This is a genomic window from Bacteroides sp. An322, from assembly GCF_002161765.1.
Classification (GTDB): Bacteria; Bacteroidota; Bacteroidia; order Bacteroidales; family Bacteroidaceae; genus Phocaeicola; species Phocaeicola merdavium.
Genome location: NZ_NFIN01000011.1, coordinates 1 through 20,026, shown reverse-complemented (window position 1 = coordinate 20,026; position 20,026 = coordinate 1). Strand labels below are relative to the sequence as shown.

At 43.1% G+C, this 20,026-nt stretch carries 18 protein-coding genes; 11 read left to right on the top strand and 7 right to left on the bottom strand.

Going from position 1 to position 20,026, the window contains the following annotated elements; genetic code table 11:
• Positions 1-13: 13 nt before the first annotated feature.
• A complete protein-coding gene (locus B5F91_RS07630) occupies positions 14-622 on the top strand; it encodes a LolA-like putative outer membrane lipoprotein chaperone (RefSeq protein WP_087428498.1) in 609 nt (202 codons plus the stop codon).
• A 104-nt stretch (positions 623-726) separates the two neighbouring features.
• Here B5F91_RS07630 and B5F91_RS07625 read toward each other — a convergent pair whose 3' ends face one another.
• The 5 genes from B5F91_RS07625 to B5F91_RS07605 form a co-directional block, all read right to left on the bottom strand.
• Positions 727-1,830 carry an AhpC/TSA family protein gene (locus B5F91_RS07625; protein ID WP_087428497.1) on the bottom strand — a complete coding sequence of 368 codons (1,104 nt, stop codon included), beginning with the start codon at positions 1,828-1,830 and terminating at the stop codon, positions 727-729.
• 83 nt (positions 1,831-1,913) lie between these two features.
• Positions 1,914-2,618, bottom strand: coding sequence for an AbgT family transporter (locus tag B5F91_RS07620; RefSeq protein ID WP_087428496.1), 705 nt, complete (start codon positions 2,616-2,618; stop codon positions 1,914-1,916).
• Positions 2,608-3,330, bottom strand: a complete 723-nt coding sequence (locus B5F91_RS07615) for a DUF5932 domain-containing protein (protein WP_087428495.1) — start codon at positions 3,328-3,330, stop codon at positions 2,608-2,610. Before B5F91_RS07615 ends, B5F91_RS07620 begins: the two co-directional genes overlap by 11 nt.
• Positions 3,331-3,363: 33 nt before the next feature.
• Entirely contained in the window at positions 3,364-7,812 is a 4,449-nt protein-coding gene (locus B5F91_RS07610; protein ID WP_239416365.1) for a DUF5113 domain-containing protein, read from the bottom strand.
• Between the two features lie 91 nt (positions 7,813-7,903).
• Positions 7,904-8,080, bottom strand: coding sequence for a histone H1 (locus B5F91_RS07605; RefSeq protein ID WP_087428494.1), 177 nt, complete (start codon positions 8,078-8,080; stop codon positions 7,904-7,906).
• Positions 8,081-8,302: 222 nt separating this feature from the next.
• On the opposite strand from B5F91_RS07605, the gene B5F91_RS07600 reads away from it, so the two are divergent.
• Complete coding sequence (locus B5F91_RS07600; protein WP_087428493.1) at positions 8,303-9,205, top strand: cation diffusion facilitator family transporter; 903 nt, start codon at positions 8,303-8,305, stop codon at positions 9,203-9,205.
• 141 nt (positions 9,206-9,346) lie between these two features.
• On the opposite strand, the gene B5F91_RS07595 is transcribed toward B5F91_RS07600, so the two are convergent.
• Both B5F91_RS07595 and B5F91_RS07590 read right to left on the bottom strand, forming a co-directional pair.
• Entirely contained in the window at positions 9,347-9,721 is a 375-nt protein-coding gene (locus B5F91_RS07595; protein ID WP_087428492.1) for a DMT family protein, read from the bottom strand.
• A gap of 23 nt (positions 9,722-9,744) precedes the next feature.
• A complete protein-coding gene (locus B5F91_RS07590; RefSeq protein ID WP_087428491.1) occupies positions 9,745-10,491 on the bottom strand; it encodes an ATP-binding protein in 747 nt (248 codons plus the stop codon).
• A gap of 126 nt (positions 10,492-10,617) precedes the next feature.
• Between B5F91_RS07590 and B5F91_RS07585 the strand changes: the two genes are divergently transcribed.
• The 9 genes from B5F91_RS07585 (at position 10,618) to B5F91_RS07545 (ending at position 19,893) form a co-directional block, all read left to right on the top strand.
• Positions 10,618-12,039 (top strand): tetratricopeptide repeat protein, encoded by a 1,422-nt coding sequence (locus B5F91_RS07585; protein ID WP_087428490.1) that lies wholly within the window; start codon positions 10,618-10,620, stop codon positions 12,037-12,039.
• A 2-nt stretch (positions 12,040-12,041) separates the two neighbouring features.
• Positions 12,042-12,512: an NfeD family protein gene (locus B5F91_RS07580; RefSeq protein ID WP_087428489.1), complete on the top strand. Its 471-nt coding sequence runs from the start codon at positions 12,042-12,044 to the stop codon at positions 12,510-12,512.
• 30 nt (positions 12,513-12,542) lie between these two features.
• Complete coding sequence (gene floA, locus B5F91_RS07575) at positions 12,543-13,544, top strand: flotillin-like protein FloA (RefSeq protein ID WP_204244670.1); 1,002 nt, start codon at positions 12,543-12,545, stop codon at positions 13,542-13,544.
• Between the two features lie 109 nt (positions 13,545-13,653).
• Complete coding sequence (locus B5F91_RS07570; protein ID WP_087428487.1) at positions 13,654-14,538, top strand: nucleoside phosphorylase; 885 nt, start codon at positions 13,654-13,656, stop codon at positions 14,536-14,538.
• A 90-nt stretch (positions 14,539-14,628) separates the two neighbouring features.
• Positions 14,629-15,120 carry a GAF domain-containing protein gene (locus tag B5F91_RS07565; protein WP_087428486.1) on the top strand — a complete coding sequence of 164 codons (492 nt, stop codon included), beginning with the start codon at positions 14,629-14,631 and terminating at the stop codon, positions 15,118-15,120.
• On the top strand, positions 15,117-16,505 hold the full coding sequence (mnmE, locus tag B5F91_RS07560; protein ID WP_087428485.1) for a tRNA uridine-5-carboxymethylaminomethyl(34) synthesis GTPase MnmE: 1,389 nt from the start codon (positions 15,117-15,119) through the stop codon (positions 16,503-16,505). The genes B5F91_RS07565 and mnmE overlap by 4 nt, the downstream gene beginning before the upstream one ends.
• 252 nt (positions 16,506-16,757) lie before the next feature.
• On the top strand, positions 16,758-17,741 hold the full coding sequence (locus tag B5F91_RS07555) for a helix-turn-helix domain-containing protein (protein WP_087428484.1): 984 nt from the start codon (positions 16,758-16,760) through the stop codon (positions 17,739-17,741).
• A gap of 54 nt (positions 17,742-17,795) precedes the next feature.
• On the top strand, positions 17,796-18,935 hold the full coding sequence (locus B5F91_RS07550) for a site-specific integrase (protein ID WP_087428483.1): 1,140 nt from the start codon (positions 17,796-17,798) through the stop codon (positions 18,933-18,935).
• Complete coding sequence (locus tag B5F91_RS07545; protein WP_087428482.1) at positions 18,916-19,893, top strand: hypothetical protein; 978 nt, start codon at positions 18,916-18,918, stop codon at positions 19,891-19,893. The genes B5F91_RS07550 and B5F91_RS07545 overlap by 20 nt, the downstream gene beginning before the upstream one ends.
• The last annotated feature ends 133 nt before the right edge of the window (positions 19,894-20,026 follow it).

Below are 20,026 nucleotides of genomic sequence, written 5' to 3'. Positions count from 1 at the left end.
ATATAGTTGCATAATGAAACACATATATATTACTTGCCTATTGCTATTAAGTGCATTTGCCCTCGCAAATGCGAGCCAAGATAACCGTGCGAAAACGATTCTCGACCATACCGCCGATGCCTACCGGAAAGCAGGAGGCATCCATATCCTTTTCGGAGGAACCCAACAAGGCATCCTGCTCTTAAAAGGCGAATGCTTTTACTTGGAATGCGGAGGAGTGAAAAGCTGGTTCGACGGGAAAACCCAATGGAGCTACGTGGAACAAAACGAGGAAGTGACCATATCGAACCCTTCTCCCGAAGAGCTGCAAAGCATCAATCCGTATGCCCTTATCAATTCGTATGCCTCCCTATTCGATTACCGGTATGGGACACGGCATACGATAAAAGGGAAACAAGGCGATGAAATCATCCTCACTCCCCGGCAAAAAGGCGATATCCAATCGATTGTCCTTTTCATTTCAGACAATTACCAACCACTTTACATCACCATCCGCCTGAGCAACGGACAAACCCAAGAGTTCCGCATCTTATCTTATAAGACGCGCCAAGCTTATACAGACGATACATTCCGCTTCAATCCGAAACACTATCCGGATGCCGAGGTTATCGATATGAGATAAACCTTTACGGACAAAAACACAGAGACACAAAGACACGGAGAGTCTTATTCATTTATAGAATATTTTCTCCGTGTCTTTGTGTCTCTGTGTTTAATATATTAATTTTATTTCAGCAATTCAGCCAATTTCGTTGCAATATCATCTCCACGTAAATCGCGTGCGATAATCGTACCTTCTTGGTCTACCAATACAGTTGCAGGAATAGCACGTACAGCATACAATTTAGCACCTTCGCAATCCCATGCTTTAAGGTCAGACATTTGCGGCCAAGTGATATTCAAATCCTTAATGGCTTTCTTCCAAGCTTCTGCATCACGGTCAAGAGATACACCTACAATGCCAAAACCTTTAGCCTGGTATTTCTTATAAGCTTTTACCACATTCGGCATTTCCGCACGACAAGGACCGCACCAGCTTGCCCAGAAGTCAATCAACGTATATTTATTCTTAGCGATGAAATCTGATAATTTCACGCTTTCGCCTTCGGGAGTATTCATAGTGAAATCAATGAATTTCTGACCTACAGCTGTTTTAGCAAGAGCAGCCAAATGTTCTTTCATTCTTACAACACCTTCATCATTAGCGAATGAAGCCGGAATTTGGTCTACCAACGGTTGGATACGTTCTGCATCAAATGCACTGGAGTAACTGGTCAATAATTGAACACCTACAAGATTTGTGATATTCGATGAAATAGTATTAAATACCATTTCCATGCTCAAGCTGTCTTTTTCTTCCAATTGCTTTTCAGCTTCTTTACGTTGTTCTTCGCTCAAAGAATCATTTCTTGTCTGATTATACAAGTCTCTCATTTCTTTGTTAGCAGCAATGAACTCAGTCATAAAGTTCTGATAAGCATCATTGCATACAGTTCCGGCAACTTTGGGTGCTTCACCGCCCAACTCCAATGTAATAGTACCCGGCTCAAGGAATACCATTGCATTGATGTGTTTTGGAGCTTCTGTATCCGTATAAGTCACATAACGACTTACAGTTACAGTATCTACATCCCCTGTAAACTGGAATGTTCCGCCTTTTACTACAGCAGAATCAATTTTCACCAATTTTCCGTTTACAACATTTTGCAAATAAACAGTGTCACCATCAGCAGCACCAGCGATTGTACCATTAATCGTATAACCAGGTTTGCTCTGACAAGAAGCAAGCGCCAACATACCAGCGGTTGCCATCCATAAAAATGTTTTCATATTAAATTTTATTGAATAAAAGTTTAAACACGGCAAAGATACGCTTTTTTTTAAGACAAGATTAAAAATCAGCTTACATTTTATCAATCATCAACTGTTTTTGATAAAAATAACATCAATAATATACATATTACATAACAGCCATGGAAAAAGGCAGGACTGAAACCAAAGAAAACATCCAATCCGGTATAATGGAAAGAAGAAAAAAATTGTACGATAAAAAAGAGCGTTATAAAATATTCGGAAAAACGGACAAACGCATACGACAAGCCACGGACCAAATCCCGGTCGGTATGATAATAATCTACGGCATATCCGTACACCAAAGCCATAATACCCAATCCCAAAGACACGAGATAAGTACATCCGTCTGCCAAAGGAGAATGCTTCAATCCTCCGGTAATACTTCGTACCAAACTCCATGGTCCCCATGCTAGCACAATACATCCTGCTAAAAAAACGCCTCCAACCGCCAAACTCCAACCAAAAGCCCGTTTTTCTTTTCTTGATAAACGGTTATGCCGCATGAACAAGCGAAAGCAAAATGCCCCAAGCCCCGAATGTATCCATAATCCAATCCCAAAAGCTAAGATAAGCAAATGGCCTAAGAAAGGAGCCTGAAGAAATCCGGGAACAGTATTCCTTAATTGCCAACGCAAGCCTTCGGCACTAAGCAAACTCTGTACATCATGCCAACCGTAAATGCTTCCTACCCACGATAAAAATGCCACAAGCAACGTGAGCAGGAAGAAAATAGTAGCCGGATGTAAAAAAGGTCTATTCGTCATCAGGTTCTAAATTATCAATATCCAGAATACGCAATTCAAAAGCCCTAGTCACCAATCTGCAGGCATTTACTCCGGTACGTTCATCCGAACGGAACAAACGGGTTATCAAATCATTCTGACGCTTTTCTATCGACTTCACGCCAAAAGGCATTCCTTTCAGATTGGTAATCATTTCTTTCGTATACCCCAATGCCAAATGGCGCAACAAACGTTCATCGTACTCATCAATATCATAATCAATCAAAGCCTCTTGACGACGTTGTTCGGCAAGCACCGATTGCTTAAACCGCTCCACGATTTTCTCTAATATCGGATAATTGAATACCAACTTCTTTCCAGCCATAACTGCCTCAACATCAGTAGCGGTCAATAGTTCACCCGTCTTCAGGATAATGCCATCCGCTCCGGCGTTCAATGCATCGACCCAAAGCTTCTCATTCAATACTTCTCCAGTAAAAATCAAGACTTTCAGTTCGGGACGTTCTTTATGCAGACGGGCACAAATAGAAACGCCAATTGTAGTAGAGCCTCCCAACCCTAAATCAAGCAAGACCAAATCAGGCGTATGTTGTTCCAATAAAGCCCAAAATTCTGCTTCGGTCATGGCTGTACCTATCACTTCTGCATTGGGTATCTCATGGCGGAAAATTTCTTCCGTTCCTTTTAATTCCAATTTTACATCTTCAACGATGATTACCTTAAATTTCTCCATATACACGATTAAGTAACTGTTATATATTATGTATTAAGACTTTGTTTTCTCTGTAGTGAAACATTGTTTCTTTTCAGGGATAGTAAACCATACCGTATATCCGCCTCCCGCTTCGGGACAAGCATTGATACGGCATCCACGCTTCCCCCCATATTCATCATGGTCACGGATTATTTGTTTGCACACCAAAAATTCCGTTCCTATAAGTTCATTTCCATTGCCTTCATGCATACGCTCCAACGAAGGATAAAACCAAGTATTCAGTTCTTCCTGAGTGTATGTACGGCGCATATCAGTAAAAGCGAAACGTATAAAACCGTTGTTATCCGCACATGCAGACACTTCCAGCCTGCCCGGTTCGGGATAACGGAGCGTTTCGTTTATCAGGTTTTCAAAAAGGAAATCCAACAATACGGCATCCCCCAACAAGACCAATCCAGAAGGAATCTGAGAATCAAGCGTAAGTCGGAAAGGCAATTTACGAGACGCTTTCCGGAAATAACGGCATAATTTCTCATCCACACTTTCCGAACGGATTTCTGTCCGGCGGAATGTAATCTCATCCAACTGGCGGGCAGCACACGAACTTAACAAGCCGAATATATCTTTATAATAATTTATCAATTCATCCACGGTCTGTAATTGCTCCCGCTCTTCGGATTCCGGTTTTGCTTCATCCTGATTCAACCGGTCTATGATTTGCTTAATACGACTTGGATAATAAATAGTCTCATGCTTAATGGTAGACAAGCAATTATCAAGCACCATATTCTGTACATGCAACAAATTCTCTTCATACAATGCCCTCCGTGCATCATTCTGAGCCAGTTCAATGTCATTGTATTTCCGGCGTACCCTTACAACCGCGTTATATAATACAGCAGCCAGATAATCAACCACCAACTCCGAAAGCAGGATATCTTCTTCGCTTATCTTCCGACGGACAATCTGCAACGCAAATACCCCCGTATAATAAATCTCCCCTCCTATCTGTACCCGGAGCGGCAAAGCAATCCAACCTGAACCTTCCGCACGTATCAACGTCTGTTTCTCCAAACAACGCTGCATCAAATTCCGCACCTCATCTGATTCATTATGCGGATAGAAATGCCAAAGCAAAGTGGGAGTCTCTTCATCACAAAATGCCAGTCCTAAACCCGAAACCGGAAAAAGTTCGTTCAACTCATTATCCAATTGGCTCAATAACACATCAAACATAATCCCGCCTTCATCGGTAAAACGGATAGAAGAAAATACCGCCTGATTAATCGCAAACACCTGCTCCATATTATAACGATAGCGCAAACGATGACGCCAATACAGCCAATAATATCCTACCAGACACACAATAACCAACAAAACAAGCAAAACCAGCGCAATGATTTTATTGTTGGCAGATTGGCGCATCTGCACACAATATGCTTCCAATGAACGGTCTTTGCTTATTTGCTTATACAATGCCGTATACGCCAGGTTATTATAATAATAGGTACGAAAATCCTTTATCGCCAATGCAGCTACGGCAGCTTCATTACGCACATCCAGCAAGATATAATAATCCGTATCGAACTGATTTTCCAGCCAATCCTGTTCAGCTATTTGAGAATCGTCTTGATAAAGAGCCAACAAGGGTTCCTTAAATCCTGAGTAGCGCAGATAATGGGCATTCAGATAATAAAGCACACTATCAGCATATCCTAAAGCCTCTGTATAATATCCATCCAAATTACATTCATACACCAAATTGGCATAATCATTCGCTATTGCCAACAAACTATCATACGATGCGACTTGCGGGACATCAGAAGAAACAGTAGCTGGAGTCTGTTTCCCGCAACCGGTTCCTCCTACCCCCAACAACACAATCCCGATAGATACCAATATCCGCTTCACTCCCTTGGGCAAGCGAAAATAAAAACGGCTTCCCTTACCCGGAGTGCTTTGAATATCAAAACGGCATACACCGAACAATGCATTTGTTTTCCGATATTTTTCAATAATCCCTTTGCAATTCATCAAGCCGAAACCATATCCTTTTTGATGTTTCAACGATTGTACATCCGCTGCTGTATCCAGACCGATTGTCCCCGAATCATAGACTTTCTCATTCAAGATGCAATCAATATCCTTTTCAGAAAGCCCCATGCCCGTATCCGAAACCGATATTTCCACATATTCAGCAGTCTCATCCGCTTTCAGTTCGATGCGTCCGCCTTCGGGAGTGTACTTACGAGCATTTTCTGCTAACGTGTTTATCATAAACAACGTAAGCGCCCGGTCAGCCTTTACTATAGCCTCGGTCGGTTTTATGAGCAAAGTCTGATGTTTCATTTCAAACGAACGCCTTCCCTTTCCTACCACATCAAACAAATCATTCAAGGAAAAGCTTTCGATATTCAAACTCACCGTACCCTGACGCATCTTAATCCACAAAGCCAAAATATCATTACACTCATTGATACGGGTAATCAGTTCATCAATATATTCATATTTCCCTTTCTTCACCTGCTTTTGACGGGTGTATGGAGCCGATTTCAATTTATGCACCTCATTTACAATACGGTCAATATAAGGCAAAATACCGGTCACAATTGAAAAACAAGCTTTTTTTACTGTATTTTCCTTCTTATTTTCGGCTAAATGCTGTTGATGAATGTATTGCTCTTTTTCCAATCTGCGCCGCTCGTCATCCAGTGAAACCAGATTAGAGCCATTCATCAGGGTCCATGCCAAATAGGGCGAAATCAACCGCAACAACGCTTTTTCCTCTTTAAGAAACGGGCGTTGCAATGCCAGCCATACACGTCCGATAATTTCATTATTCTCAGGCGAAACCAAATCAAAATCAAACTTTACCGTTTTCTCCGGCAATTCAAAAGGCATGTCATCCGATAAAAGCCCTGTCTCTGTATCCTTCAGGCAAATCTGCATATCTACAGCACCGAAAATACGAAGGAAATCATCTTTTACCGTTTGCTGAATGGCACAAACTACCTCGTCCATTCCCGAAGCAGAAGCAGGAACAGAAGAAATGATTTTCCGGCATAATTCAAAAACCTGTTTCAGTACAGATAAATAAAGGTGATTCCGCTTCCTCCACCTCAAGCTGAAAAACACAAACAACGCAATCAAAACTCCCAGCCCGAATACAACCAGCCAAAGCAAGGCGTTCAGTTGGTTTGATTCGCGCTCCAACGCGATATAACGGCTTTCCAACAACTTGTCTTGACGGATATAATCCAACAAATCAAGATAAATATTCCGGTTATAGTCTGATTCCGGCTTCATTCCCATTGCCGAATAAGTCCGGCTCAACTGTTCCCGTAAACGCAAAATCCATTCCGGTACTGTCTTTATCCCCTCATCTACAATCCAATTCAATTCTACGGAATGGTCTGCATTCGGGACATAAGGACGCAAACGGTCTGCCGTATCCGTACAATGATAATACTTTTCATGATGCAGATTGACATAATGCAAAGCGGTATCCAGATTAGGAAGTGCCTTTTCAGGATATCCCATATAATTATAATAGGTAGCAAGTGTCCGGTAAGTCCCTGATATCTGATACCAATCATCATATTGCTTAAACAAAGCCAATGCCCGGCGTGCATAAAATAGCGGAAGGCTATCTAAAGGCAATCCCTCTTCATTAATCATCCGCAACATACCCGGACTGTTCTGTGCCAATATTTCCCGATTCCGCCGGAAATTCAGAAGTTCGGCAAGTGCTTGCTGGGCATTCGCTTCAAAATAAACATATCCTCCCGCCCTGCTTATTGCCAAGCAATTAACCAGATAGCCTAATTCACCCGTCACTATTTTTTCACGTGTAGGGGCCTTATACATATCTCCCGACCCTCGCATATACACATAATATAACCATTGGGCTGTATCGCTCCGGATAGCATCGACATCTACGGCATCAATCGCCTGAAGAGATTCTTCGTGTTGCTGCAAATAGTAGAAATAAACACCCGATACGATGTAAAATTCAGAAACAGCATAATTCAAACGCGCCTTGAGATGTGCATCCGAAATCTGTTTTTCATCCTCACGGATACGCTTCATGCGCCGAAGGGCACTATTCCGATAATCGTAAAACTCTTTGTTCATTGCTGTGCGTTGGCATATCTTCATCATGCCTACATCAGCTATCAAACGTTCGATTTCATTGTCTCCTTCATCTGATGCCTGATGAAAAAGGCGAGCGGCACGTTCAAAATCCATGTGCATGAAAGCGCAAAAGCCTAAATTATTCAACGCTTCCGCACGCAAGTCCGAATTGCCAGCAGACAAGCGAAATGCCTCCTGAGCCAGTTGTTCCGATGCAATAAGATTCCTGTAACGCATGGAATACGCTTCCCGGTTCAAAGAATCTGCCCGAAAATACGATTCCATCCGCCCGGTATGTTTCCCGCATGCCGACATCACCAGCATCAGGACCACCAGAAACCACCCATTATATTGTATACCCCGCATGTCCGGCTTAAAAAAACAATGAAAAAGAGGTTATACCATCAGGAAACAAAGCCAAATGATACAACCCCTTCTTCTTCCATAGAAAGAATGGTCATTTTTTTGATTCTTCTAAAGAAACTTTTCTGAATTCTTTCAATACCTTTTCTAACTCTAATGAAACTTTACGTGCACGAGTTCCTGCTGCTTTATTGCCTTTTGTAGCTTGCAATTCAGCATCTGCAACCAAAGCTTCATTCAATTCTTTAATTTTTGCAATTAATTCGTTCATAGCTTTTAATGAATTTGACCTTAAACATTTCCAAAGTAAATACAAATAACTTAATATGTAGCAGTTCCGCCTCTCTTTTTTACATTATTTAATCATTTCACCTTTTATTTATTGCAACTTGGTTGCAAATGCATCTGAAATAAAGGAATTCAACACATTCAAGTAATGATAAAACTAAAGATTCTGCCTAACTTCGCACCAGATTAATTAAACAAATTTTATATGGCACATCAACATGTACACTCCCACAATCATACGCTGACATCACTAAACTCGATTTTCATCGTATGTATCATCATCAACCTGCTTTTTGTCATAATTGAAGCGGGGGCAGGATTCTTATTCAATTCTCTTGGTTTGTTGTCCGATGCAGGACATAATTTAAGCGATGTATTCAGCCTGTTGCTTTCGCTTTTCGCTTTCCGTATGTCGAAACATCATAGCACCGACCATTTCACTTATGGATATAAAAAAAGTACGGTATTGGTTTCTCTGCTCAATGCCATTATCCTATTGATTGCGGTAGGAGCTATTATCATCGAAAGTTTCTATAAGCTAAAACAACCTGAACATGTTTCCGGAGCAGCCGTATCCTGGACCGCTGGTATCGGCATTCTTGTAAATGGAGTCACGGCATGGCTGCTTATGAAGAACCAGAAACACGACCTGAATGTGCGGGGAGCCTTCCTACACATGGCTATGGACACATTGGTCTCAATAGGAGTGGTCATTTCGGGCATTATCATCATACTGACCGGATTTGTCTTGATTGACACGATTATCAGCCTCGTTATTGCAATTCTGATTCTGATTTCCACCTGGAAACTCTTAAAAGAAAGCCTGTTCCTTTCCCTTGATGCCGTACCCGAAAGCATTCATATCCATGAACTGGAACAGCATATCGCTCAAGTGCCTGGAGTAGAAAGTTTCCATCATTTTCATGTATGGGCAATGAGCACTACCGAAAACGCAGCCACCATTCATATCGTATTAAAAGATTTATTGCAAATGGAAGAAGTGAAACATGCCGTAAAAGCCGAATTGCGCGAACACGGCATCCAACATAGTACCATAGAATGTGAAGCACCGGGAAGCCGTTGTGATGACTCTTGTTGCTGCAAATAGCGGAACAAAATCATGCCAAAAAGTCAGCTGGCTCCTGACAAAAATGCATATAGGTTCGTAAGACTACGAAGCCTGCTTAGTTAGCTGATGAAGCCTGCTTCGTAGGCTTACGGACCTATATGCATCTAACAGGCCACGCACTTATTTCTTAAAGACAAAATAGACCGCCAAAATGAGACAAACGAAGGCGGCAAAGTGGTTCCATTTCAGCTCCATCTTAAACGCAATCATAGAAAAAATGGTGAAGACGGTAAGCGTAATCACTTCCTGAATCACCTTGAGCTGCATAATATCGAACGGACCTCCGCTATCCTTAAACCCTAAACGGTTGGCGGGCACCTGAAGGCAATACTCGAAAAAGGCAACCGCCCAACTGAAGGCAATAACTCCGATGAGAGGCAATGCCGCAAACCAACTGAACTCTTCGCGCATCTTCAAATGGCCGTACCAAGCGAAGGTCATGAAGATGTTGGAAAAGACCAATAGAATAATTGAATAAATTCCTTGTGTGAACATCTTTATAATTAACAATTAAATAATTAATAACTCCTGTCAATTCTCACCGGAAGCAAGTCCTCCTGAATGTTCGCCATACTGCTCCATAGGCTATAGCGGGCTTCGGGATTCATTTGCTCTAATGCCTTTAATACGCTTTTCATATCCGCACGGTGCGAATCGTGCTCATAGGGACAATTCTTCACCTGCTTCTGATAGCCTCGGATTTGCGCCAATTCCGCCAGTTCCGCTTCATGCACCAAACAAAGAGGGCGGATGATAGTCATGTCGAACTTACGCATCACCAAGCGTGGGGGCATCGTACTGATAGCTCCCTGAAAAGTCATGTTCATCAGGAGAGTTTCCAAAATATCATCCTGATGATGCCCTAAAGCTATTTTATTGCACCCCTGCTCTTTTGCCACAGTAAACAACGCCTTACGCCGGTTCCACGAACACAAAAAACAGGGCGACTTACGGGTATCGGTAGAAGGGTCGAACGAAGTTTCATAGCGCACGAAAGGCACGCCAAATGCTTCGGCAAACGTGCGCAAATAGTCGGTGTCCGACTCGTAAGCAATGTTCGTCATTGCCACATGAGCCGCCACGACCGAAAAGCGCGGCTTGTAGATGCGCGAACGCTCTGCCAACAATTCAAGCAAAGCCAACGAATCTTTCCCGCCCGAAAGCCCTACAAGTATCTTGTCGCCTTCGTCTATCAATCCGTATTCCACCACTCCTTTATTAAATCTCCGGTTGATGGTACGTATCAGTTTTTCTTCTTTCTCCATAATCTTACAAAATCGGGGCACAAAAGTACATCAAATTAGCGATTCAGAGAAAAAGAAATCGAAAATATGCTTCGAAATTCGAAGAAAGTTTGTACTTTTGGTGAAAACAACACGAAAAGGATAAAAATGAACAAGAAAAGACATACACTTGCCGCTCTGCTCCTCGCCTTGGCATGGGGAGGAACGGCATACGCTCAAACCTTGAACCAAGCCAAGGAATGGTTTACCGAAGGCAAGTTTGCCGAAGCCAAACCCGTATTTGAGAAACTGGTGAAACGTGCCCCTTCGAATGCCAACTATAATTTCTGGTACGGGGCGTGCTGCTTCGAAACGGGCGAACTGGCAGAGTCGCAACCCTACCTAGAAAAAAGCGCAGCACGCAAAGTGATTAATGCTTACCTTTACTTAGGCAAGCTCTATTACACACAATACCGTTTTGATGACGCGGTGGAAAATCTGGAAGAACATATCTCCTGGCTGGAAAAGAAGAAACGCGATACTGAAGAAGCGGAACGGGTACTCTCACAATGCCGGATGGCGGCACGCATGTTGCGGGGAACAGAACGGGTGACCGTAGTGGATAGCTTCGTGGTAGACAAAGCCTCATTCCTTTCCGCATACAAGCTGAGCAAGGCTTCGGGAAGCCTCGAAATGACCGATAACGGAGAAGGTGCCGTATATACCAACGAATGGGGCGACAAAACCCTCTTTCCGCAAACCGATAGCGAAGGAAAGACGCATCTGTATTCGCGCATGAAGCTTATCGACCGCTGGAGCGACCCTCAACCTCTGCAAGGAATAAACCAAGCGGAATATAGCCAGAACTATCCCTTCCTCGACTCGGACGGCATTACCCTTTATTATGCCGCCGAAAGTGAAGAGAGCGTGGGCGGACTGGACATCTTCATCACCCGCTATGACTCGGATGACAACACGTACCTGCGCCCCGATAATATCGGGATGCCGTTTAATTCGCCCGCCAATGACTATATGTATGCCATTGATGAAGTGAATCGCCTTGGCTGGTTCGCTTCCGACCGCTACCAGCCTGAAGGTAAAGTATGTGTCTATGTATTCGTCCCCAACGAATCGAAAGAAGTGTATAATTACGAAACCTCCGACCCCGAAGACATCATCGCCCTTGCCAGTCTGAAAGAAATAAAAAAGACACAGACCAGTGAAAGTACGGTACGGGGCGCCAAGCAACGTTTGGCACAAGTGACATACGCTGAAAACACCCGGCAAAAGAAAGGCGATTTCCGCTTCGTAGTAGACGATAACAAAGTCTATCACCGGCTTTCTGATTTCGCATCGGAAGAAGCACGCGAGCAATTCCGCTCTTACCTCCAAAAAGAAAAAGACCTGAACGAACTTCAGACTTCATTGAAAAACTTACGCACGGCATATCATGAGAGCAATCAAGCGGGAAAAGACCAACTCACTCCCGGCATCTTGGATAAAGAGCAGCGTGTAAAAGAGTTGCAAGATGAAATAGCAGCACTTGAAACGAGCGTGCGGAATACAGAATTAAAGAAAATTAAGAATTGATTATGGAAATACTTATCATCATCGCGCTTATCGTGGCAGGACTGATACTCTTCTTCATCGAAGTGTTCCTCGTGCCGGGCATCACCTTTGCGGGCATTGCATCGGCATGCAGTTTGCTCTATGCCATCTATTATGCTTTTAGCGACATGGGTATGCAGGCAGGATTCATCACACTGGGTGTTGTGGCATTGGGCATCGTAGGCGTCACCGTATGGGTAATGCGCTCAAAGACCGTAGACCGACTCTCATTGAAGAAAGAAATCGACTATCGGCACGACCCTTTGAAAAACATGAGCATCAAGATAGGCGACCGAGGCACATCCGCCACACGCCTCACCCTGATAGGGAATGCCGACATCAACGGACATCTTATCGAAGTGCAATCCGCCGATGGATTCATCGATGAAGGCACTCCCATCGAAGTGGTCCGCATCAATAATAACACGGTTTACGTAAAACGTGCTGAAAACTGATTATTCACCTTTTAAAAATACAATCACATTATGATTCCTCCTCTTTATTTACAAGTTATTGTCGTAATCGGAATCGTCATCATCTTGGCGATATTCTTCCATTACGTACCCTTCTTCCTTTGGCTCTCCGCCAAGGTATCGGGCGTGCGTGTATCGTTGGTACAACTCTTCCTGATGCGCATCCGTAACGTACCCCCTCATGTCATTGTACCTGCGATGATAGAAGCCCACAAAGCAGGACTGAACACCATTACCCGCGATGAACTAGAAGCCCACTACATGGCAGGCGGACACGTAGAGAAAGTGGTTCATGCACTGGTATCGGCATCGAAAGCCAATATCGAACTTTCTTTCCAAATGGCAACGGGCATCGACCTTGCAGGACGTGACGTATTCGAAGCCGTACAAATGTCGGTCAATCCAAAGGTGATTGATACGCCTCCCGTGACCGCCGTAGCAAAAGACGGTATCCAGCTCATCGCCAAAGCCCGTGTGACGGTACGCGCCAATATCCGCCAATTGGTAGGAGGTGCGGGCGAAGACACCGTGCTGGCACGTGTAGGCGAAGGCATCGTATCGAGCATCGGTTCATCGGAAAACCATAAATCCGTGCTCGAAAATCCCGATTCCATTTCGAAGCTCGTGCTCCGCAAAGGACTGGATGCCGGCACCGCCTTCGAAATCCTTTCCATTGATATAGCCGATATTGATATAGGAAGAAACATCGGTGCAGCTCTCCAAATGGACCAAGCAAATGCCGACAAGAACATCGCTCAAGCCAAAGCGGAAGAACGGCGCGCAATGGCGGTAGCATTGGAACAAGAAATGAAAGCCAAAGCAGAAGAAGCCCGTGCCAATGTAATCCAAGCGGAAGCCGAAGTTCCCAAAGCCATGGCAGATGCCTTCCGAAGCGGAAACCTCGGCATCATGGATTATTACCGCATGAAGAACATCCAAGCAGATACCGATATGCGGAACAGCATCGCCCAGCCCGACCAGCATCCCGCCGGAAGCGAGCCGATAGGAAAATAAGTAAAAACTCACCACAGATTACACTGATTTAAACAATTTCCAATTAATGGCAAACAATGCATGATTTTATTAATCTGTGTAATCTGTGGTAAAAAGCACATACACGACTATGCAAAAGAAAACCTTCTTTCCGCCTTCCGAACTGATTATCAATGAAGACGGTTCGGTATTTCATCTCCATATACGTCCTGAAATGCTTGCCGATAAGGTCATATTGGTAGGCGACCCCGGGCGAGTGGACTTGGTGGCATCACACTTCGACACGAAAGAATGTGACATCCAGAGCCGCGAGTTCCATACCATCACCGGCACCTATCAAGGCAAGCGCATCACCGTAGTATCTACGGGTATCGGATGTGATAACATTGATATTGTAATGAACGAACTGGATGCCCTTGCCAACATCGACTTCGAGACTCGTGAAGAAAAAGACACCTTGCGTCAATTGGAGTTAGTGCGCATCGGCACATGTGGAGGACTTCAACCCTATACCCCTGCTGGTACATTTATTTGCTCGGAAATCTCTATCGGTTTCGACGGACTGCTCAATTTCTACGAAGGACGTAACACCGTATGCGACCTTCCCTTGGAACGTGCTCTGCTGAACCATTTAGGCTGGACAGGAAACCTTTGCGCCCCTGCTCCCTACGCTGTACATGCCCACCCCGAATTGGCGGAACGCATTGCGGGACATGATATGGTGAGAGGCATTACCGTAGCATGTGGCGGATTCTTCGGACCTCAAGGCAGACGCCTGCGCATCCCCCTCGCCGACCCGCATCAAAACGAGAAAATAGAAAGCTTTGAATACCAAGGAAAGCGCATCACCAATTACGAAATGGAAAGTTCTGCCTTAGCAGGTCTCTCCCTTTTACTCGGACACAAAGCCACCACCGTATGTATGGTGATAGCCAACCGCGTGAAGCAAGAAGCCGACACGGGCTACAAAAGTCAAATAGACGACCTTATCCAGGTGGTTCTCGAACGAATCTAATTTTTATAATTCTACCACAGAGAACGCAGAGGCACACAGAGCTTTTAAATTTATTTTCTCTGTGCCCTCTGTGGTGAAACAACAATAACAATGGAAGCAAGTTTCAAATCCAATAATCAAGTTAGTAAAGCAGAACAATACGATATTTTTTTACAACAATTCGCATCCCTTATCGAAGGTGAAACCCATGAGGTGAGTGTACTCGCCAATACCTGTGCCGCCCTGAAAGAAGCCTTCGAATTCTTTTGGGTAGGATTCTATTTAGTAGAGAACGATGAACTCGTGTTAGGTCCTTTCCAAGGAAGCGTGGCGTGCTACCGCATCAAGAAAGGACGGGGCGTATGCGGCACAGCATGGGCAGAACGCCGCACCCTCGTAGTACCTGATGTAGACCAATTTCCCGGACACATCGCATGCAGCTCGCTTTCCCGCTCCGAAATCGTAGTACCTATGTTGGTAGGGAATGAAGTGAAAGGAGTACTTGATATAGATAGCGATTATTTAAACGCATTTGATGAAACAGACCGTGAGGCTTTAGAAAAAATAGTTACACTATTAATACAAACACTTTATCAGAAATGAATAATCCAGATACCATTTGCGCCATAGCCACCGCACAGGGAGGAGCCATCGGGCTGATTCGTGTATCCGGTCCAGATGCCATCGCATTCACCGACCGCATCTTTACCCCTGTTAGCTCTTCTGTACCGTTGACGCAACGCAAGCCCTATACCCTTACCTTTGGACACATTAAAAATGCCAAAGGCGAAATCATCGACGAAGTATTAATCTCCGTTTTCCGTGCCCCTCACTCGTATACGGGAGAAGACTCCACCGAAATCTCCTGCCATGGTTCGCCTTATATCCTCCAGCAAGTGATGCAACTTCTCATATCCAACGGATGCCGTGCCGCCGGTCCGGGCGAATACACCCAACGTGCCTTCCTGAACGGGAAAATGGACTTGAGCCAAGCCGAAGCCGTAGCAGACCTTATCGCCTCCACCTCCGAAGCCACTCATCGCCTTGCTATGAATCAAATGCGGGGTGGATTCAGCAAAGAATTGGGAAAACTTCGTGACCAGTTGCTTCACCTTACCTCGCTTATGGAACTGGAACTCGATTTCTCTGATCACGAAGAGCTAGAGTTTGCTGATCGTACTGAACTTAAAGCCCTCGCCTCACAAATCGAAACCCTCATCGCTCGGCTCACCGATTCGTTCAGTACCGGAAATGCTATAAAGAACGGCATTCCCGTAGCCATCATCGGCGAGACCAATGCAGGCAAGTCTACCCTGCTCAATGCTTTAGTAGGTGAAGAGCGTGCCATCGTGAGCGATATTCACGGCACTACGCGCGATGTAATAGAAGACACCATAAACCTTGGCGGAGCCACCTTTCGCTTCATCGACACTGCTGGCATCCGGAACACCACCGATACTATCGAAGCCCTCGGCATCGAACGGAGTTTTCAAGCCATTCGCAAGGCAGACATCGTGCTTTGGGTTATCGACCGGACGGAAGCCGAAAAACAAATCGCAGCCCTTTCCGATAAAGTCCTCCCCCTATGTGAAGGCAAAACGCTCATCCTCGTCTTGAATAAGAGCGATCTGACATCCAGCCAATTGTCAATTGTCAATTGTCAATTGCCAATTAATAAAACCGTTTCCCTCTCAGCCAAATGCAAAGAAGGCATCGACCAACTCCAATCCCTTTTGATTGAAGCCGCTCATCTGCCAACCATATCATCCAGTGACATCATCGTCACCAATGTGCGCCATTACGAATCCCTCACCCATGCTCTCGAAGCCATTCGCCGCGTACAAGAAGGCCTCTCCACAGGTTTATCCGGAGACCTTATCTCGCAAGATTTGCGTGAATGTATCTTCCACTTGAGCGACATCGTAGGGGAAGTTACGACGGATGAGGTGCTGGGGAATATCTTTAAGCATTTCTGCATCGGGAAATAAGGACTGAAAAACGATGAAAAACACCAGCAAACAATGATAAATAAAAGTCTAATAATCAATATATTAAACAATGTTAGCAATCTACGCTAACATTGTTTATTTTCACGGTTTTGCATATTTTTGTACCCCGAAAGTACCTGTTGACTCATTAGAGTAATTTTTCACTAACAACGTGTGCGAAGTACAAAAGGTATTTACACATCATTACACACCTTTACACACTATTTCGCAGCGAGTTTTGGAGAGTAAAATATGGGTAACAAGGTAAGAATTGAAAGAATCTGTGAATTTTGCGGGAAGACTTTCATAGCAAAGACCTGCAAGACACGTTTCTGTTGTAAGGCTTGTAACGACAAGTATTACAAGGAGTTAATTAGAAATGACCGCTATAATGCAGTCACAAAAGAAGTGAAAGAGGAAAAGAAGAAAAGAATCCGTCTGGCTGTAAATGAACTGGAAGTTATACAGGCGAGAGAATTTATCAGCCTGAAACAACTCGCCATTTATCTGGGGGTAAGCCGAAAAAGTATTTATACTTACATGCGGATTTATGAAATTCCTTTTTCACAAATTGGTAGTAGAATTATTGTTAAACGCAAAGAGGTTGAAACGGTTATGATGAATTTAAAAAGCGTAAAAACAATGCAAGAGAGACCTATTAAGTCTACAAAAACAATTACTGATTTCTACTCTGCAAAAGAGATAGAAGAAAAGTACCAGATTTCTTATAGCAGACTTTATGTGATTGCTAAAGAAAACAACATTCCTTCAGCTACTCTTTCAGGAAAGAGGCTGTTCAGTATGGAACATATTGACCGCTATTTCAGGAAGTTGGGATATAAGGAAGCTGAAGAAATAACAGAGTGGTACACAATCGAACAGATCCAGAAAATCTACAAGATGACGGTAAAGGCTGTACACAGCTTTACCTCAAGGTATAAAATTCCCAAGAAAAAAGAAAAGACCGGGAATACTACCTTGTATTCCAAGAAACATGTTGATGAAATCAAAAATGCCCGGATTGGCGAGGACGGATATATAACCGTCCCCGAAGCTTGTGCATTGTTCAATGTAGATCGTGACACTATCTACAACAGATGCAAATGGTACAACATTCCCAAGAAGACAAAGGGAAAGAATGTCATTATAAGCATTGAAGGACTCAGAAAGGTGTTTGGTACAGGAAACATTGCCATAAATAATGTTAATGAACCTGCCATAGCCGCACATGAGTAAACGGCAATCTATGACAAACAATGCTAATGTATCACCTATCAAATCCGAATTATCATGATTTCAAAAGTATTTCTTAGAAAAAAGAAAATAAGTAAGGGAAGAGTTTCATTATATCTTGACTTCTACCCTCCTATTCTCATTCCTGGAACTAACAGAACAACACGCCGCTATTTTCTCAATGTACATCTTCCGGAAAAGCCCAAATCATTTGCGGAACGTGAACATGTAAAAAGTATTATGCAGAAGATGGAAATATTCCGTCTGAGAGTACTGGAGCAGATAATAAACGAGAAATTCGATTTTTACGATAAGATTGTTGAGAAAACAGATTTTCTTGATTATTTCAAAAATGAATCACTCAAACACAATAAGAAGTGGATTTATGTGTATCAGCACTTTGCTGCCTTCACCAACAACAAATGTACTTTTGCAGATATCAATGTCGCTCTCTGCCAGAGATTCCGTTCCTATCTGCTGAATACGGCCAAACTGAGAGACGACAGTAAAAAGCTGAAACAGAACTCGGCTGCCGGATATTTTTCCACATTCAGAGGAATGTTGAAAGAGGCCTATAAGAAACGGATGCTTAAAGAGAATATCAATGATTTTCTTGACAGGATTCCGGAAGAGGAAACAGAAATCAATTATCTGACAGAACATGAATTAGGACTGATCATAAATAATGAATGCCCTATTCCGGTATTGCGAAAGGCTATCATTTTCGCCTGTATTACAGGCTTCAGAAGAAGTGACATACTTGCCTTGAAGTGGGAGGACATCAAGGAATTGCCCAAAGGCGGATGGTGTGTATTCAAACGTATGCAGAAAACAAAGAACATGGCAAACGTTCCTATCGGAGATGATCTCATGGAAGTTATCGGCCCACGTGGTGAAGGACTCGTATTTAACGGGCTTACCACATATATGCTGACCTATCCGATGAAAAGATGGTTCAATAGCATAGGTATAAAGAAAGACTTGCACTTCCATTGTACACGTCATACATACGCTACCCTGTCACTGGCCCTCGGTACAGATATTATTACTATCAAGAATGTACTAGGACATAAACAGGAAAGTACCACAATGCGGTATACCAAAGTCGTGAACCCATTAAAGGAACAGGCTGCAAAACGATTAAGCATTAATACAATCAGTCAAAACACGGAACAATATGAAAAAGGCAATTTCTAAAATCAATCCATTCCGATATGCAAAAAAGTTGCATATCGGTTATATCTGGCTAATAGCAGTACTTCTGCTATTAGTCGTAGGTGTTATCTGCTCAGGAGCAAAAGTTTATAAATACAGTCCTATACTCTCGGTTGTCTCCTACTCTTTGGCCGCAATCAGTCTTATAGCGATAATTATTATGATAGTGCGGAAAATCTCCGATATGAAGATTCAAAGTGAACAGGACAAATATATTCTTGTGCTGAATGAGCATAAGGATGATCAGGAATGGTTACATAAAGAACTTACTTATGTCAATCTGAGAATATATAACAAGACAAACGGACATTTATACCGGTGCAAGAAAAAACTGCTGGAAGAATACAAAAATGAGGCAAACAATGAAAGTGTAACCGAAGAGCTGCTGATACGACTTAAAGAACAGGAAAACCGCCATCAACAGCAGATCGAAAAGATAGAGGAACTTCTCGTAAATGACCAGAAGCCATTACAGTATTATTTGGATGCAATAGAGAATAACGGCAATGATAATCCAGCCGATGACAAATCTACAAGATTATGCAAACTGTTTTCCTTTATTTATAATTATATCAGCACGGAATTGGACGATTGTCTCAAACCTTATGAAATTGAATATTTTAAAAAGTATGCCTTTTCTCAAATTACAGGCATGCCAATAGAAGAAGATATACAATACCCGATTTCTGAAATCTACAGAATGTCAAAGACTGACTTGGGAGCTTTCATTCATAACCTCTATATAATGTGCCACTATTGTAGAACAGACCTAAAGAAAACCGATTTCTTCAATGGGTGTCAGAAGTTTATATCAGATTCTTTCTGCACTGCTAATGTATTATTCAAGAACAGTACAAGACTGGCAACCAATTCCCGCATTGAGGCCATAAATATGAAAAAAAGCAATTTCTTCAGCGAATATCTGAAAGAAATCCAGTAGAAACAAATAAAATCCTTATTACTGAGAAGCTGTTTTGATTTCATTCGATAAATTTGTTAAGCATGATTTGGATGAATGCAATCTGTACCATAGCTTCTGCGGTTTCAGCAAGGAATTCGTAATCGATGGTCAG